The sequence below is a fragment of the Burkholderia sp. BCC1999 genome (assembly GCF_905339975.1).
In the GTDB taxonomy this organism is placed as follows: Bacteria; Pseudomonadota; Gammaproteobacteria; order Burkholderiales; family Burkholderiaceae; genus Burkholderia.
Window position 1 is genome coordinate 81,492 of sequence record NZ_CAJPHP010000010.1, and the last position, 17,274, is coordinate 98,765.

The following is a 17,274-nucleotide window of genomic DNA, read 5'->3' on the forward strand; positions in this document are numbered from 1 at the left end:
GCCATGTACGACAAGGCGTTAGGCCCGGATCATCCCAGCGAAAAACAAGTCGGCAAAGCCATCTCGCCGCCGCCGTGCGAGCACGGTATCCCCGTCTATCCATTGCGATATGGCGTGGCGGACGCTCCGTGTCATACGAGCACCGGGTTGAGCAGTCCATACCCGGCACTTTCGGCAGGGAAGCAGCAGGGGCTTCGCATGTTGCGGCCGGGATGTTACCTCTATGTTCGTTACGTCAAGAACGGACGTATGTGGACGCGGCAATACAGAGTGACTGAAAACGGGCGCTTCACTTCTCTGTGGTGGACAGAGAAGGACTATCGGGGCGAATTCCCGGGGCGCCATGCGCGAATCGACGGGGGTACCGACCGGCCGTATGTGCTCATTCCCAAGGAGCAGGCGAGCGGTTCGGTGTGGCTGATGGTGAGCGACAGCATGCTCAGTCATCGCGCGCTGTGTGAAATAGAGCGTGATTCAGCACGGCGGGATTTGTTGATGCGCAAGATCAAACCACTCGGTGGCAAGCAAGCCCACTGCTTCGCTGCCGATCACCTTCCGCAGGCGCTACCGGAGCTTTCAGGGCAGGTCTATCCCTGGAGTGCGAGCTTGCCGAAGAAGGCGGCTGGACAAACTGTCGCTGATGCCATGCGGGTTGCTGCGCTTCCTCAGAAGGACGTGGATCTGCTCGCCGTGGCACTGCCTGATCCGGTAGGTATGTTGATGGATCTCAATCAATTGGTGGGCGCGGCGCTTCAGGATCAAGAGCCGTATGTGACGGAGGCTGCGCGCAAGCTGAGAGTATGGGGAATGATCGAATCGCTTGCCGATGCAGCTCGACAGCGTGCGATCCAAGAAGCCGTGGCGAGCGTGACGATAGGGGGCGTCAGGACACATGCCGATTATCCCTATCAGCGCGGCAAAGCCGGCTATGCCAGTCGCATGCGCTTCGCCGACCATCGAGCTTACGACGCGTTCATCAAGCAACATCCGAAACGGTTGACCAGTCTCCAGAAAGCGGTGGATGTGGCTGCGGCGGATTTGTGGGAGGCATTTCAGTCAGTCAAGCCAGCCTATACCACGCTGCTGACGCTTTACGAAAACAAGGACATCGAGAACTTTATCGACAGGCGCCAGGTCGGCGCCTGCACATTGACAGGTCTGGTTCATCATCCGAAGGGCGAAGCATACCTGCAAAAGTGCGTGACGACGGATGGCCTGACGGGTTGGCTGCACGATCTCACCCTCGGAAATCCGCTAGTGGGCGACTGGGTGGACTGGCGCAACAGTGGTGCCGTGGCTGGTGGTCTCATCAACGACACGGCCATCGACCGTGCGCAGACGCTGTTGAAGTCGATTCCGGCGGATGCCGCGTCGCAGCAGTTGAGCGCAATGATTGGCGCATTGATTGCCAGGAGCAAACTGCATAGCCCGGCGCAGTTTTGGACGAGCGCGTACCGTCCTGCGTTCGAAGCGCTGGATGGTCAATTGGCAGGTGCGGTACCGGTCAAGCTGAAGGACGCGGGCACTTGGGTGCGGGACCAATTGGGGATCGGGGGTGGGGAGGGGTTCCGGCCACGCACCGTTGCCCAAAAAGCCAACGAAATGCTCGTGCTGTACGAGACGCAGGACGTCCAACAAACGTTGAACGACATGGCGAAAGCACCTGTCAATCTTCGCCGGGCGCATAACACGCGCGTGGGCATCGGCGGCCTCGCCGTTATGGTGTCTACCTATAACGCGGCCGTGGCGTTCAATGCACTGGGCAAAGAGGATGGCTTGATTTTGGCGAGCGCATTGGATGCTGGCGGTAAGGTGCTCGGCCTCGGCTCCAGCAGTTTGTTCATGGCGCAGGTGTATCGGAATCGGTTGGCGAATCTTGCGAGGGAGGCTGGTCAAGGGGCGAAGTCTGAGGTGTTGATTGCATCGGCTAACAAATTGGAGTTTTGGGCCATTGGATCGGCGGCAGTTGCTGCACTTGTTATGGCAATCAGAGATTTTCGCAATGTGCGCAATGGCTCTGAGAAAGGTGAGGTCGCAGCTTGGAGCGCTGTCAGTAGTGCGACCGCTGGAGCAGCAGCGAGCCTTGGTGGTCTCTACGTACTTGGAAAGGTTCGGCCTAAATGGCTTGTCAACCTCGCTAAATCCGGCGTTACGGTTGCGCAAGTCCCGCTCGCTGTCGCACGGACGGGATCAGGAATCTTGGGGTGGGCGTTACTAGCGCTTGATGGCCTCTACTCGGGCGCTCGTGCTCTTCATGATCACGTGGCCGCCGAACAAGCGGTGGCCGAGTGGATCGCCCGCAGTGTTTGGGGCAATCAACACAACAGCAGTTACTTCAATCGCGCGCCGTTGGAGCCGTTCAAGAACGATGTCGAGGAATTACACGCGTTTTACACATTGTTCCTCAAGCCAACCATCACGACCAACGTACAGGTTCTCAACACCGTCGGTACGTTAACGGCTCCGGGATTAGCGGAACTGCGTCGCATCACGATCACCCTTCCAGGGTGGAGGCCGCAGATTAGCAAATACAAACTGACTCAAGTTCACGGTGCGCTGGGTCGTGTCGCGACTTATGAGGACCCGAGGCTGGTGGTCGATCGGGCCGGCGTTGGTGTCATCACATTGTCGAACGATACGTTGATTGGTCAAACGAAAGTCGAGTACTGGCCGAACCACTTTACTGAACTCAAGTACAGCCTACCCGAAAGCAACTACCTATGACTACGAGTCAGGACGATCCCAGCCTGCAGCCGCCTGATGCAGCGGGATTCGAAAAACAGATCGGGGCTCTCCGCGCGAAAAGCGACCATATCGGTTTGCCGGGTGTCACGATAGCGATGTGGCCATCCAGGGTATGTTTCAGTGACGACGTGTCGGATTCGCGCATGTTCAACGAGCGCTATATCGAGCCAGATTTCTGGCGTGGGCGATGTTCGCTTGTCCTGTACCTCTGCGCGCTGATGCACCATTTCGTCCTCGTCTTTGTCATCTATGGGTTGTTAGACGAATCAGTGGCGGTAGGTGTGGCGGAGGGAAACTATGTTGAGGCCCTACTCCCAAGTTTAATTTTCTACACGGCTTTTATCCTATTTGTAGGATATTTTTTTGGGCTATGCTTCGTCGGAGCAACATCTCTGTCGCCGCGGTTCAACCGAAAAGCACAGGTTATTCACATGCTCGGAGTCAAAGGCGAAGTTCTACATGTAAATTGGCGTGACGTGCGGCCATTCACAGAGTTAGGGCAAAGTTTGAATGGCCAATTCCAGTTGCGTCTTTACTTCCCTCATCCTCGTCAGATTTTTGGAAAGGTATCAAAAGAATTCATTCGAAGGTACTACAGCCAGCCATACAGTGTGGATAGTCATTTCGGTTCGGCCGACGGCACGACCTTTTGGGCCAATCTGGCTCGCCTCGAGTTCATCCGTCGCTACATGGAGCACGGCCTGGAGGCGATTCAACCAGATGATCATTTGCAAAGACTCGGTCGTGTACACAAACCGAGCGGTTTTCCCGTGAGCACCCCCAACCCGGATTGGTGGGACCTGTATGTCAGTCGCCCCTTTGTACGCTTGCTCTACTGGTGTGCGACGGGGCCGCTGATCGACTGGTGGGTGGCACGCAAGAGGGCCGCCTATCGCTGGCCCGAAGAGGTGGAACGCTTGTGTGCTCCGGATGCGGATTTAAGTGGCTTCGACACGACGCCTGTCAAATCTCGCACGGACGTGTTCTACCGCTATGCCGGTGATCGCGGCTACGAACTGGTTGACGCCAAGGGGCGTCCAGTCCCGGAGTGGGGCGTGTCTCGATAGAGGCCACGGAAACTCGGCGTCCAACACAACGGTTTTCATTGCCCGGAGCGAAAAGCGGGGTGCATCACGCGGACCGAGGGTGAATCGAAGGCCTGCCCGGCATGAGGCATCTGCCGCCACCGTTACGATACCAAGCGGCATAAATTGGCTTCGAAGATCGGCATGACTGCCGCGAAAGGGACGTCCCTTCGGCAGAATGCAATATCGATCGAACCCGCTTTAAACGGACACGTGCGCGTCACAGAGAATGCAGACCGGGATAGAGCAGACTTCATGCGAATCCCGGTCATGCCTTGTATCGGCGTCGCCCCCGTCAGACCGTTTCCGGTTGCCGCACGGCCTTCGCGACATTGCGCGCCAGCGCGCCGTTCGCGACGAAGTACGGCACGTCCACGCGCGCGAGCGGTTGCTTGCCACGAATCTTGTCGGCGATCTTCTCGGCGATCATGATCGTCGGCGCATTGAGGTTGCCGGTCGTGATGATCGGCATGATCGACGCATCGACCACACGCAGCCCTTCCAGCCCGTGCACGCGGCCTTCTTCGTCGACCACGGCCATTTCGTCGTAACCCATCTTGCACGAGCACGACGGATGGAACGCGGTCTCCGCGCGCGCTCGCACGAACGCGTCGAGCTCCTTGTCGCTCTTGCAGTCGGCGCCCGGGTTCAGCTCGCGGCCGCGATAGCGGTCGAGCGCGGGCTGCCGCATGATCTCGCGCGTCGCGCGGATCGCATCGCGGAACTCGCGCCAATCGAGCGCTTCGGCCATGTAGTTGAACAGGATGCTCGGATGGTCGTTCGGATCGCGCGAGCGCAGTTTCACGCGGCCGCGGCTCGGCGAGCGCATCGAGCCCACGTGTGCCTGGAAGCCGTGCATCTCGATCGCGTTCGAGCCGTTGTAGTTGATCGCCACCGGCAGGAAGTGATACTGGATGTTCGGCCACAGATCGTCGTCTCGCGTGCGGATGAAGCCGCCCGCTTCGAAGTGGTTGCTCGCGCCGAGGCCGGTGCCGTTCAGCATCCACTCGAGGCCGATCTTCGGCTGGTTCCACCACTTGAGCGCCGGATACAGCGAGACCGGCTCCTTGCACTCGTACTGGATGTACATCTCCAGGTGATCCTGCAAGTTCTGGCCGACACCGGGCAGGTCGAGCACGACGGGAATGTCGAGTGCCTTCAGCCACGCGCCGGGGCCGACGCCCGAACGCTGCAGCAGTTGCGGCGACGCGATCGCGCCGCTGCACACGAGCACCTCGCGGCGCGCATGTACGGTCGCGCGTTCGCTGCCGCGCAGGTACGTGACGCCCGATGCGCGCTTGCCGTCGAACAGGACGCGATCGGCGAGCGCATGCGTGACGATCTCGAGGTTCGGCCGCACCTTCGCCTGATCGAGATAGCCGCGCGCGGTGCTCGCGCGGCGGCCCTTCGGCGTGACGGTGCGGTCCATCGGGCCGAAGCCTTCCTGCTGATAGCCGTTCAGGTCGTCGGTGCGCGGATAGCCGGCCTGCACGCCCGCGTCGACCATCGCTTCGAACAGCGGGTTCACACCCGGCTTGCTGGTCGTGACCGACACGGGGCCACTGCCGCCGTGATAGTCGTTCGGGCCGACGTCGCGCGTCTCGGCTTTCTTGAAGTACGGCAGGCAGTCGAGATAGGTCCAGTTCTCGAGGCCCTTGTGGGTCGACCAGTTGTCGTAGTCGAGCGCGTTGCCGCGGATGTAGCACATCCCGTTGATCAGCGACGAGCCGCCGAGCCCCTTGCCGCGGCCGCATTCCATCCGGCGGTTGTCCATGTGCGGCTCGGGATCGGTTTCGTACGCCCAGTTGTAGCGGCGGCCCTGCAGCGGGTAGGCCAGCGCCGCCGGCATCTGCGTGCGGAAGTCGAAGCGGTAGTCGGGGCCACCCGCTTCGAGCAGCAGCACCGTGACGTCCGGATCTTCCGTCAGGCGCGTTGCGAGCACGTTGCCCGCGGAACCCGCGCCGCAGATGATGTAGTCGTATTCGCGTGTCGTCATGACGGTCAGTCTCCTTTCGTGATCCTTAAAACACCGGGTTGTAGCGGCCGAGCTCGACCTGCACCGACTTGATTCGAGTGTAGTGCTCGAGCGTCGTGATGCCGTTCTCGCGTCCGACACCGGATTGCTTGTATCCGCCAACCGGCATCTCGGCCGGCGATTCGCCCCACGTGTTGATCCAGCAGATGCCGGCTTCGAGGCGGTGGATCGTGCGGTGCGCACGCGACAGGTTCTCGGTCACGACGCCGGCCGCGAGGCCGTAGTGTGTGTCGTTCGCGCGGGCGATCACTTCGTCTTCCGATTCGAAATCGAGGATGCTCATCACCGGCCCGAAGATTTCCTCGCGGACGATCTTCATGTCGTCGCGGCAATCGCCGAACACGGTTGGCGCGACGTACTGGCCGCTGCCGAAGTGGCCGTCGGTCAGGCGCGTGCCGCCCGCGAGCAGCTTCGCGCCTTCGGCCTTGCCACTTTCGATGAAGCCGAGCACCTTGTCGAGTTGCGCGGCCGACACGAGCGGGCCGAAGTTGGTGTCGGCATCGGTCGGCTTGCCGACGCGGATGCGCTTCACGCGTTCGAGCACCTTTTGCGTGAACGCGTCCTTGACCGAACGGTGCACGAACACGCGCGTGCCGTTCGTGCAGACCTGGCCCGAGCTGAAGAAGTTGGCGGTCACCGCGATGTCGGCCGCACGGTCGAGATCCGCATCGTCGAACACGATCAGCGGCGACTTGCCGCCGAGCTCCATCGTCACTTCCTTCAGCGACGATGCGCCGGCCAGCGACATCACCTTCTTGCCCGTCTCGACGCCGCCCGTGAACGACACCTTCGCGATGTCCGGGTGGCCGGTCAGCAGCGCGCCGACCGAGCCGTCGCCCTGCACGACGTTGAATACGCCGGCCGGCACGCCGGCTTCCGTATAGATTTCCGCGAGCTTCAGCGCGGTCAGCGGCGTGACTTCGCTCGGCTTGAACACCATCGCGTTGCCGGCCGCGAGCGCGGGCGCCGTCTTCCAGCAGGCGATCTGGATCGGGTAGTTCCACGCGCCGATACCCGCGCACACACCGAGCGGCTCGCGGCGCGTATAGACGAACGACTCGGCGCGCAGCGGCACTTGCAGCCCTTCGATCGCGGTCGCGAGGCCCGCGTAGTACTCGATCACGTCCGCGCCGGTGACGATGTCGACCGCGAGCGTCTCGCCGATCGGCTTGCCGGTGTCGCGCGTTTCGAGTGCCGCGAGCTCGTCGTTGCGCTCGCGCAGCAGGTCGACCGCGCGGCGCAGGATGCGCGAGCGCTGCATCGCGGTCATCGCGGCCCATTCGCGCTGGCCTTCCTGCGCGGACGCCACGGCACGGTCGACGTCGGCCGCGCTGGCCTGCTGCACCTGGGCGAGCAGTTCGCCGGTGGCGGGATCGAAGGTGTCGAAAGTCTTGCCGCTCGTGGCGTCGACGTAACCGCCGCCGATGTAGAGGCGCTGCAAACCGAATACGGACATGAGGATCTCCTTGAGGGCGACTGCGTGACGCGTCAGGCGGACGCGAGCAGCAGGTCGATGTAATCGTGGGTGAGCTTCAATGCAGCTCGGGTGTCGATCGGTCCGCCGGCGAGCGCGCCGCGCAGCCACAGGCCGTCGATCAGCGCGGCGAGGCCGCTGGCGGCTTCGCGCGCTTTCGTGCGCGGCAATGCCTTCGCGAATTCGGCGCACAGGTTCGAATGCAGGCGCCGCGTGTTGACGTGCTGCAGGCGCTTGAGCATCGGGTCGTGCATGCTCTGCGACCAGAATGCGAGCCACGTCTTCATCACGGGTGCGCTGACCTGCGTGTCGTCGAAGTTCGCGGCGGCGATCGCGCGCAGCCGCGAACGCGGGTCCTTGCGCGTGCTCGCACGGCGGCGCGTGGTGGCCGACCACAGGTCGCGCAGCACGTGCCGCATCGTCGCTTCGAGCAGGCCGTCCTTGTCGCCGAAGTAGTGACTGACGATGCCCGTCGAGATGTTCGCGCGTTGCGCGACCGATGCGAGCGTCGTGCCGGGCAGGCCCGCTTCGTCGATCGAGCGCAACGTGGCATCGATCAACTGTGCGCGGCGAATCTCCCGCATTCCGACTTTCGGCATCGCGACTCCCTTCGCCCGGACGGGCCGTCCATGTAGGTCGAGAGCTTAGCGGTTTTTTATTGATCGTTCAATCAACAAAAAAGCGGGGTCCGACGATGAAATCGTGTTCGACGAGGGGCGTCCGGCCGCGTCCGCAGTCATGTGCAAGTGCGGAAAAACGAATTGAAAGAAGGTTAATTAAATTGGAATCTGTTTAAAACGGTTTCCGAAAAGATGACGCAATGCAGGGGACAGTTTCCACTCCTGGGGTGATTACAAATCGAAAGAGTGTCGAGATCTGCAAGATTATTCGCAATGTGAAATTATCAATTCGGATCGTGAGGATACGCAGCTTTCCTGAAACCGTTTCAATCAGGCGATTGAATTGATTTACATAATTGAATTTAAAGTAAAATATTGATTTTTTGAACACTTGGGTCGATTGCGCGCAAACGATTGCGGGTACCTTTCGAGAGAATTCATCTACCATAAAAATTGATAAAAAAATTTGAATCATGGGCATTTCCTAACAGAGTAGAGGGGATCCTTGGAATGACTTGAGTAAGTAATATCGACCGTATTAGTATGGCGCCGCACCAAGAGGAATGAATGGGCGCCGTCGGCATTTGCCGCGGTGCGTCGGCAATGGGCGCGATGACGTACCGCGCACGGGGCCGTCACCTGCCATTGCGCACCTGCAGCATGCCGCGACGTCGAGACGCCGCATTCACCGGAGAACGACGATGCCGACCGAAAAACACGTGGTCCCGCTACCGAATGGTCTGAAGGTCTACGTCGAACGGAACGTGTTCGACCCGGCGTTCGACACCGCCATGCTCGTCAACGGCGCGCTCGCGACGACTGCGTCGTTCGGGCAGACCGTCCAGTATCTCGGCGAGCGGATGAACACGATCTGCTTCGACCTGCCGTATGCGGGCCAGTCGCGCCAGCACAACCCGGGCTGCTACATCCTGACCAAGGACGACGAAGCCGCGATCCTTCAATACCTGGTCGAGCATTTCGCGCCGGCGTTCCTCGTGTCGGTGTCGTGGGGCGGCGTCGCGTCGCTGTTCGCGCTCGCACGTGGCTGCCCGAGCGTGCGGCGCGCGGCGATCTGCTCGTTCTCGCCGTTCCTGAACGACGCGATGGTCGACTACGTGACGCGTGCCCGCGATCACATCGCGGCCGGCGAGAACCTGAAGGCCGCGCAGTTGCTGAACGACACCGTCGGCCGCTACCTGCCGCGCATCATGAAGCTGTACAACTACCGGTATCTCACGCGCCTGCCGCGCGACGAGCAGGACCAGGTCGCGTTCCACGTCGACCAGATCCTGTCGCTGCAGCCCGAGCGCTACTTCAGCGAGTTCTCGAACATCGGCTGCGAGCTGCTGTTCCTGAACGGCGAGCGCGACGATTACACGACGCCGGCCGACGTGCGCCAGCTCGGCGCGCATGTGTCGCGCGCGCGGTTCGCGACGGTGCCGGACGCCGGCCATTTCCTCGACATCGAAGGCCGCGCGCAGCGCGAATACACGCGCACCGCGCTGCTCGACTTCTTCTGCGGCGAGGCGTCCGTCGCGGCCGGCATGGCGCGCGCGGCCGCGCATGCGTGCGTGCCCGCGCCGATGCATGCGCTGTCGTCGTGACGCCAACCGTCGTGCACCGGGCCCATCCGGCGCATCCGAATTCCCATCCCAACGAGGCAGGCCAGCCGTGAATATCGTTCAGACCATCGCCATCGTCGTTCCGTGGGCCGCATGGCTCGCCTACTGGATCGCCACGTCGCAGGGCGTGAAGACGACCGTGCGCAAGGAAGCATCGCGCTCGCGCACGCTGCAGTCGATTCCGCTGATCGTCGGCGGCGCGTTGATCATCCTGCCCGATCCGTCGTGGCAGGCGCTCGTGCCCGACTGGCAGCGCTTCGGGCTGCAGGCGCAGTGCGGGCTCGCGGTGCTGGTGGCCGGGCTGTTGTTCTCGGTGTGGGCGCGGCTGCATCTCGGCACGAACTGGAGTGTGTCGGTCACGCTGAAGGAAGACCACGAGCTCGTCCGCACGGGGCCGTATGCGCTGGTCCGTCACCCGATTTACACGGGCTGCCTGATCGCGCTCGTCGGCGCCGCGCTGATCGGCGGCGAATGGCGCGGCGCGATCGGCGTGCTGCTCGTGTTCGCGTCGCTCGCGTACAAGGTGCGCGTCGAGGAAAGCTGGTTGACCGGGTATTTCGGGCCGGCGTACGCGCAGTACCGCCGCGAAGTGGCGGCGCTGATTCCCGGCTTCTACTGATACCCGCGAGGCGCGCGATGGCGAAGATGATCGTGACCGCGATCGGCTCGGCAGGCGACGTGCATCCGCTGCTCGGCGTCGCGCGCACGCTCGCGACGCGCGGTCACGACGTCGTGTTCTGCACGCACGCGCCGTTCGAGGCGGCCGTGCGCCGCTGCGGGTTCGCATTCGTGCCGGTCGGTACCGCGGCCGAATACGACGCCGCGATGGAGAACCCGGCGCTATGGGATCCGCGCACGTCGTTCCGCACGCTGTGGCAGGTGATCGCGCCGACGCTGCGCCCGCACTACGACACGCTGCATGCGCTGACCGATGCCGACACGGTGCTCGTCGGCACGCTATGGGCGTTCTCCGCGCGTTTCATGCAGGAGCGGCACGGCACGCCGTACGTGTCGGTGCAGGTGTCGCCCTCGACGTTGCTGTCCGCGCATGCGCCGCCGACGCACCCGCGCCTGACGATTCCCGCGCGCTGGCCGCTGCCGGTGAAGTCGGCGCTGATGACGCTGATCGAGCGGCAGGTGCTCGACCGCGTGTGCGGTCCGGCGCTCGACGCGGTGCGCCGCGATCTCGGGCTCGCGCCCGCGCGGCGCGTGCTCGGCCGCTGGCTGCATTCGACCGACGGCGTGCTGTGCCTGTTTCCCGGCTGGTTTGCGCCGCCGCAGCCCGACTGGCCGTCGAACCATTTTCAAAGCGGTTTTCCGCTGTTCAACGATATTGCGACACCTGACGATGATGTGGCACTCGATGCGTTTCTCGCGGCCGGTGAGCCCCCGGTCGTGTTCACGGCCGGTTCGACACGCGTCGATCACGCGGCATACGCGCGCGCGGTGGCGGACGCGCTGCGCGCGACCGGCGCGCGCGGGATCCTGCTGACGCCGCAGGACGCGGCGTCGCACGACGACCGGCTGCTCGTGCGCCGCTTCGTGCCGATGCGTACGCTGCTGCCGCGTTGCCGCGCGCTCGTGCATCACGGCGGGATCGGCACCGCGGCGCTCGCGTGTGAGGCCGGGATCGTGCAGGTCGTCACGCCGTTCGCGCACGACCAGTTCGACAACGCGCAACGCGTCGTCATGAACGGCTGCGGCGTGCGCGTCGACGGCCCGGTCGATGGCGCGCGGCTCGGCGCGGCGCTCGCGCGCGTGCTGGCCGAACCGGCGTTCGCGGTGCATGCGAAGCGCACGCGCGCGCTGCTCGCGGCCGCACCCGACGGCTGCGGCGCGGCTGCCGATTTCATCGAACGATTCGTACCGAAGCGCGGGCGGGTGACCACGCGGGCCGATGTCGCGGCGGCCGGCGCATGAGCACCGCATCGCCGCTTCACGACCGGCCCGTCGCGCCTTCCGCGTTCGATGCGCCAGCGCCCGTGCCCGCGCCGGCCGCGCAGCCGGTGCGCGGCATCCGGCTCGCGCTGCTGACGTTCGCGCTGTCGCTTGCGACCTTCATCGAGGTGCTCGACTCGACCGTGACGAACGTCGCGGTGCCGGCGATCTCCGGCAGTCTCGGCGTATCGAACAGCCAGGGCACATGGGTGATCAGCTCGTACTCGGTCGCGGCGGCGATCGCGGTGCCACTGACGGGCTGGCTCGCGCGCCGCGTCGGCGAGCTGCGGCTGTTCGTCGGCGCGGTGCTGCTGTTCACGCTGACGTCGCTGCTGTGCGGGCTCGCGCGCGACTTGCACGTGCTGGTGATCTGCCGCGCGCTGCAGGGTCTGTGCTCGGGGCCGATGGTGCCGCTGTCGCAGACGATCCTGCTGCGCACGTTCCCGCCGGACAAACGCACGATCGCGCTCGCGCTGTGGGCGATGACGGTGCTGCTCGCGCCGATCTTCGGGCCGGTGGTCGGCGGCTGGATCGTCGACAACTTCTCGTGGCCGTGGATCTTCCTGATCAACTTGCCGATCGGGCTGTTCTCGTTCGCGGTGTGCACCGCGATGCTGCGCCCCGACGCGCAGCGCGGCGCGGCCGGCCCGGTCGACGTGCCGGGCATCGTGCTGCTCGTGATCGGCGTCGGTTCGCTGCAGGCGATGCTCGACCTCGGTCACGACCGTGGCTGGTTCGGTTCGCCGCTGATCGTCACGCTCGCGGTGGTCGCGACGCTCGCGATCGTGTCGCTGCTGATCTGGGAGGCGGGCGAAGCGCATCCCGTCGTCGATCTCAGCCTGTTTCGCGACCGCACGTTCTCGTTCTGCGTGCTGATCATCTCGCTCGGGATGATGAGCTTCTCGGTGGTCGGCGTCGTGTTCCCGCTGTGGATGCAGGCCGTGATGGGCTACAACGCGTTTCATGCGGGGCTCGCGACGGCGTCGCTCGGCGTGCTCGCGCTCGTGTTCTCGATTCTCGTCGGGATTCACGCGCACCGTTTCGACGCGCGCGTGCTCGCGACGTTCGGCTTCCTCGTGTTCGCGGCCGTGCTCGCGTGGGATGCGCATTTCACGCTGAAGATGACGTTCGCGCAGATCGCCGCGCCAGGGCTGATCCAGGGGATCGGGCTGCCGTGCTTCTTCATTCCGCTGACCGCCGCGACGCTGTCGCGCATTCCGGACGACCGGCTCGCTGCCGCGTCGAGCCTGTCGAACTTCCTGCGTACGCTGTCCGCCGCGTTCGGCACGGCGATGAGCGTGACCCTGTGGGAGAACCGCGCGACCTATCACTACGACGTCGTGTCGCAATCGGTCACGCACGCATCGGCGAACACGCAGCGCTTCGTGCACTCGCTGAACGCGATGGGCGTGGACGGCGTGCGCGAGCTGTCGACGCTGCACCAGGTCGTGATGCAGCAGGCGTACATGATGGCGACCAACGACATGTTCTGGATGGCGAGCATGACGTGTCTCGCACTCGCGGCGATGATGTGGCTGACGCGGCCGAAGCGCGGCGCGGCCGCGTCGTTCGGGCATTGAGGAGAAGACCATGACGACACTCGGCGCACTCGTGATCCTGTATCACCCGAGCGATGCGCAGCTCGATGCGCTCCGCGCATGGCGGCACGCTTGCGATGCGCTGCTCGTCGTCGACAACACGCCGCAGCCCGATGCGCGGGCGCGCGAGCTGTGCGAGCGGGAGGGTATCGCGCTGCTGCATCACGGCAATCGCGGCGGGATCGCGGGCGCGTACAACGCGGGGCTCGCGGCGCTGTTTCGCGACCGCATCGACGCGGTCGCGCTGTTCGACCAGGATTCGTCGGTGCCGGCCGCGTATTTCCCGGTGATGCGCGACGTCTGCGCGGGGCTGGCCGGGCGCGCGTTCCTGGCCGGCCCGCGCATCTTCGACGAAAACGCGCGCAGCTTCCTGCCGGAGCTCTCGACCAACGGGATCGGGCTGCGCCGCCTGCGCATCGAGCCGGGCGCGCCGCTGCAGCGCTGCGCGTTCCTGATCTCGTCGGGCTGCGTGGTGTCGCGCGACGCGTTCGACCTGCTCGGCCGCTTCGACGAGACGCTGTTCATCGATCACGTCGACACCGAATACAGCTTCCGCGCGCTATCGCGCAACGTGCCGCTCTATGTCGTGCCGTCGCTGGTGCTGCCGCACCGGATCGGCGCGAAGCAGCGGCACGCGATCGGCCCTTTTGAAATGACGTCGATGAATCATTCGTGGCAACGGCGCTACTACAGCGCGCGCAATGCGGTGCAGCTCGGGATGCAGTACGGGTTGCGTTTTCCGGTGGCGATCGTGCCGAACCTGCTGACCGTATGGCAGGTCGTGCAGATCGCGCTCGTCGAACGCGACAAGCGCGCGAAGCTCGCCGGCATCCTGTTCGGCGTCGCGGACGGCCTGTTCGGCAGGCTCGGCCCGCTCGAACGCACACGGCCGCGTCTGGCCGCGCGTGCGCAGCGCGTTCGGCAGGGGTGACGATGCGGCATTCGAGGAAAGCGGCGGGTTCGGCGCGTGGCATGAAGGGCGGCTCGACGATCGCGGCGGCAGCCATGCTGTTCGCGTTGGGGGGCTGCGTGCCGTCGGGGTTCCTGCCGTCGCTGTCGCTGCGCGCGCCGGCCGGCGATGCGCTCGCGCATACGGTCGGCCCCGGCGCGAACGGCGCGTGGCCGGCGCCGGATTGGGTGAAGCAGCTTCAGGATCCCCAGCTCGACGACCTGGTGGCCGAGGCGTCGCAGAACAGTCCCGATGTGCAGGTCGCGCAGGCGCGGTTGCGCATCGCACAGGCGCAGCTTCAGCAATTCGATTCGCTGACCGGGCTCACGGGCACTGCCGGCGCGACGATCAGCCGCGCGCGGATGCCGAAACCCGGCGACATCGCCGACGTGACGGCCGGCGGCTATCGCGTGCCGGTGCAGATCTTCGGCGATCCGAACGTATCGCCGTCGTCGATCTTCGTCGGGTTGAACTACCAGCTCGACCTGTGGGGCAAGAACCGCGCGGCGACGAAGAGCCTGATGTCGCTGCGCGACGCGGCGGGCGTCGAGGCCGAACAGGTCCGGCTGACACTCGCCGTCGCGATCGTCACCGTGTACTGCCAGCTCGACCAGACGTACGCGGTGCGAGACCTGTTGCAGCAGAAGCTGAAGATCAGCCAGCGTGTGACGGCCGTGCTGCGCGAGCGTACCGCGCGCGGCCTCGACAACGCGTACGACGCGAGCGACGCGTCGATCAAGCGCAGCCGCCTGCTCGAACAGATCGCGCTGAACGACGAGCAGATCAAGCTCGCGCAACTGCAGCTCGGCGTGCTGTCGGGCCGCGGTCCCGAGCGCGGGCTCGCGCTGCAGCGGCCGCGCGTCGGCGCGTTCGCGGGCGGCGCCGTGCCCGCGCGGCTGCCGGCCGATCTCCTCGGCCGCCGGCCCGACATCGTCGCCGCGCGGCTGCGTGTCGAAGCCGCGTTCGCGAATGCCGATTCGACGCGTGCGCAGTTCTATCCGGACGTGAACCTCGTCGCGCTCGGCGGCGTGTTCGCGCTGACACCCGCATCGCTGTTCTCGCGCGATTCGCTCGCCGGCTCCGTCGGCCCGGCGATCTCGCTGCCGATCTTCGATCGCGGCCGGCTGAAGGCGAAGCTCGGCGCGGACGTTGCGCAGGCCGACGTCGCGATCGGGCTGTACAACAAGACCGTCGACGATGCGCTCGGGCAGGTCGCGCAGCTCGTCACGTCGCTGCAGACGTCGCAGACGCTCGTGACGCAGCAGCAGGACGCGGTCGCGGCCGCGCAGAAGATCGTGCAGATCGCGGCCGATCGCCACCGGCGCGGCGTGCTGATGCAGAAGGATGTCGATGTCGCGGATCTCACGCTGATCGACGAGCGCACGCAGATGATTGCGTTGCTTGGCCGGCAGCGCACGCTGCGCGTCGGGTTGATCGGCGCGCTCGGCGGCGGGTTCGATGCGGGCGCAACGGTGGCGCAGGCGCAGACGCCGGCCATGCATCGGGCGCGCAGCGGGGCGGCGAAACGAGGCGCTTCGACCACGGCACCTGCAGCGTCCTCCGTCGCGACTGAGACCGCCGCGACCACACCGGCCACCGCCGCGACCGTGAGCCGATCGGTGGCTGGGCCGTCGGCCGATGCACGTGCGCTGGGCGCGGCCGTCCGGCCGGTCGTCGCAGCATCGGATGCGGGGTCTGCACGACGCGACGACGCGGCACGCATGCCGGCCGTCGGCGCGACGCCTCGCGGCGCGCCCGTTCTCGCGCGCACGGCGGCGCCGATCGCGGCGCCGGCCCCGTCGGTCACCCAGCCGATCCCCCTGTTCCAGCACGATCGACTGATCGTTACGCAAAGCGACTGATGCACCACGACAACCTTCATACCGCGGCGGCGCCGGCCGCACAGACCGACCCGGCACTCGATGCGCGCCGCGCGACGCGTCGCAAGCGCTTCACCGCGTTCTTCGCGATCGTGCTGCTGGTCGCGATCGCGTGGATCGCGTACTGGCTGCTGAGCGACCGCTACTACGAAGACACCGACGACGCGTACGTCGCGGGCAGCATCGTGCAGGTCGCCGCGCAGATCCCCGGCGCCGTGACCGACGTGCTGGTGGCCGATACGCAGACCGTGCGCGCCGGGCAGACGCTCGTGCGGCTCGACGACACCGAGGCATCCGTCGCGTTCGCGCAGGCGAAGGCGCAGCTCGCGCAGGCCGTGAGGCAGGTCGCGAACGCGAAGATCTCGAACACGATGTACGTCGAGGCCGTGAATGCGCGTCGCGCCGACCTGTCGCTCGCGCAGCGCGCATTCGTCGCCCGCTCGGGTGCGTCGGTCGAGATCGTCGCGCCGGAGGAACTGGCGCGCGCGCGCGCGGCGGTGGCCGGTGCGCAGGCGAACCTCGCGGCCGCGCAGGCCCAGCTCGACGCGGCGCGCGCGCTCGGCAGCAAGCTGCCCGTCGACGAAAGCCCGGCCGTCGTGCAGGCGGCCGCGCAGTTCAAGCTCGCGTACCGGAACCTGAAACGAACGACGATCGTCGCACCCGTCGACGGCACGATCGGGCAGCGCTCGGTGCAGGTCGGCCAGCAGGTCGGGCCCGGCGTGCCGCTGATGTCGGTCGTGCAGCTCAACCAACTGTGGATCGAGGCGAACTTCAAGGAAGGGCAGATCCGCCACATGCGCGTCGGCCAGCCGGTCGAGGTCGTGTCGGATCTCTACGGCTCGCGGGTCGCCTATCGCGGCCGCGTGCAGGGCTTCTCGGCCGGTACGGGCAGCGCCTTCTCGATGCTGCCGTCGCAGAACGCGGCCGGCAACTGGATCAAGGTCGTGCAGCGCGTGCCGGTCGTGATCGCGCTCGATTCGCGCGATCTCGCCGCGCATCCGCTGCGCGTCGGGCTGTCGATGCGCGCGACGGTCGACACGCGCGACCGCAACGGCCACGCGCTCGACAGCGAGCCGCCGACGCCGGCCGTCAGCACGCGCGTGCACGACGGCGTCGCGAGCGACGCGGAAGCGGCGGCTGCCGCGATCATCCGCGAGAATCAGGGCGGCTGACACCCGTCGGAAAAGGAAAGGGCCGGCCGCGAGCGCCGGTCCGCCCCCCGGCACGGCGCGCGTCCCGCGTTCCGCCCGGCGCCGTCCCGTCGTTTCCCGCCCGACTTTCGTATTTCCGCCATCGATGTCGGCGCCGATCAAACGCATGTCGCGTTT

General features: G+C 65.4%; 12 protein-coding genes. 9 read left to right on the top strand and 3 right to left on the bottom strand.

All coding sequences use genetic code 11. The annotated features are described in order from the left end of the window. Window positions 1-3 precede the first annotated feature (3 nt). Window positions 4-2,724, top strand: coding sequence for a toxin VasX (locus U5809_RS16265; protein ID WP_322087275.1), 2,721 nt, complete (start codon window positions 4-6; stop codon window positions 2,722-2,724). Next, window positions 2,721-3,812 carry a hypothetical protein gene (locus U5809_RS16270; protein ID WP_322087276.1) on the top strand — a complete coding sequence of 364 codons (1,092 nt, stop codon included), beginning with the start codon at window positions 2,721-2,723 and terminating at the stop codon, window positions 3,810-3,812. The genes U5809_RS16265 and U5809_RS16270 overlap by 4 nt, the downstream gene beginning before the upstream one ends. A gap of 313 nt (window positions 3,813-4,125) precedes the next feature. On the opposite strand, the gene betA is transcribed toward U5809_RS16270, so the two are convergent. From betA to betI, 3 genes are read right to left on the bottom strand one after another with little or no spacing between them, the layout of a single operon-like run. Then, on the bottom strand, window positions 4,126-5,826 hold the full coding sequence (gene betA, locus U5809_RS16275; RefSeq protein ID WP_322087277.1) for a choline dehydrogenase: 1,701 nt from the start codon (window positions 5,824-5,826) through the stop codon (window positions 4,126-4,128). Between the two features lie 25 nt (window positions 5,827-5,851). Continuing rightward, the gene (gene betB / locus U5809_RS16280) at window positions 5,852-7,321 is read right to left on the bottom strand and encodes a betaine-aldehyde dehydrogenase (protein WP_176048389.1); all 1,470 of its coding nucleotides are present in this window, start codon (window positions 7,319-7,321) and stop codon (window positions 5,852-5,854) included. Between the two features lie 32 nt (window positions 7,322-7,353). Continuing rightward, window positions 7,354-7,938 carry a transcriptional regulator BetI gene (gene betI, locus U5809_RS16285; protein ID WP_322087278.1) on the bottom strand — a complete coding sequence of 195 codons (585 nt, stop codon included), beginning with the start codon at window positions 7,936-7,938 and terminating at the stop codon, window positions 7,354-7,356. Between the two features lie 722 nt (window positions 7,939-8,660). On the opposite strand from betI, the gene U5809_RS16290 reads away from it, so the two are divergent. The 7 genes from U5809_RS16290 to U5809_RS16320 all read left to right on the top strand — a co-directional run bounded on the left by U5809_RS16290 (window position 8,661) and on the right by U5809_RS16320 (window position 17,118). Next, complete coding sequence (locus tag U5809_RS16290) at window positions 8,661-9,563, top strand: alpha/beta hydrolase (protein WP_322087279.1); 903 nt, start codon at window positions 8,661-8,663, stop codon at window positions 9,561-9,563. Between the two features lie 67 nt (window positions 9,564-9,630). Beyond that, window positions 9,631-10,200, top strand: coding sequence for a methyltransferase family protein (locus U5809_RS16295; RefSeq protein WP_011547084.1), 570 nt, complete (start codon window positions 9,631-9,633; stop codon window positions 10,198-10,200). Window positions 10,201-10,217: 17 nt separating this feature from the next. Next, window positions 10,218-11,501, top strand: a complete 1,284-nt coding sequence (locus U5809_RS16300; protein ID WP_322087280.1) for a glycosyltransferase — start codon at window positions 10,218-10,220, stop codon at window positions 11,499-11,501. Then, window positions 11,498-13,099 (top strand): DHA2 family efflux MFS transporter permease subunit, encoded by a 1,602-nt coding sequence (locus U5809_RS16305; protein ID WP_322087281.1) that lies wholly within the window; start codon window positions 11,498-11,500, stop codon window positions 13,097-13,099. The genes U5809_RS16300 and U5809_RS16305 overlap by 4 nt, the downstream gene beginning before the upstream one ends. A 10-nt stretch (window positions 13,100-13,109) precedes the next feature. After that, on the top strand, window positions 13,110-14,048 hold the full coding sequence (locus tag U5809_RS16310; protein WP_176048384.1) for a glycosyltransferase family 2 protein: 939 nt from the start codon (window positions 13,110-13,112) through the stop codon (window positions 14,046-14,048). Window positions 14,049-14,050: 2 nt separating this feature from the next. Then, window positions 14,051-15,928 (top strand): efflux transporter outer membrane subunit, encoded by a 1,878-nt coding sequence (locus U5809_RS16315; protein WP_322087282.1) that lies wholly within the window; start codon window positions 14,051-14,053, stop codon window positions 15,926-15,928. Next, window positions 15,928-17,118, top strand: a complete 1,191-nt coding sequence (locus U5809_RS16320) for an efflux RND transporter periplasmic adaptor subunit (RefSeq protein ID WP_322087283.1) — start codon at window positions 15,928-15,930, stop codon at window positions 17,116-17,118. The genes U5809_RS16315 and U5809_RS16320 overlap by 1 nt, the downstream gene beginning before the upstream one ends. Window positions 17,119-17,274 lie beyond the last annotated feature (156 nt).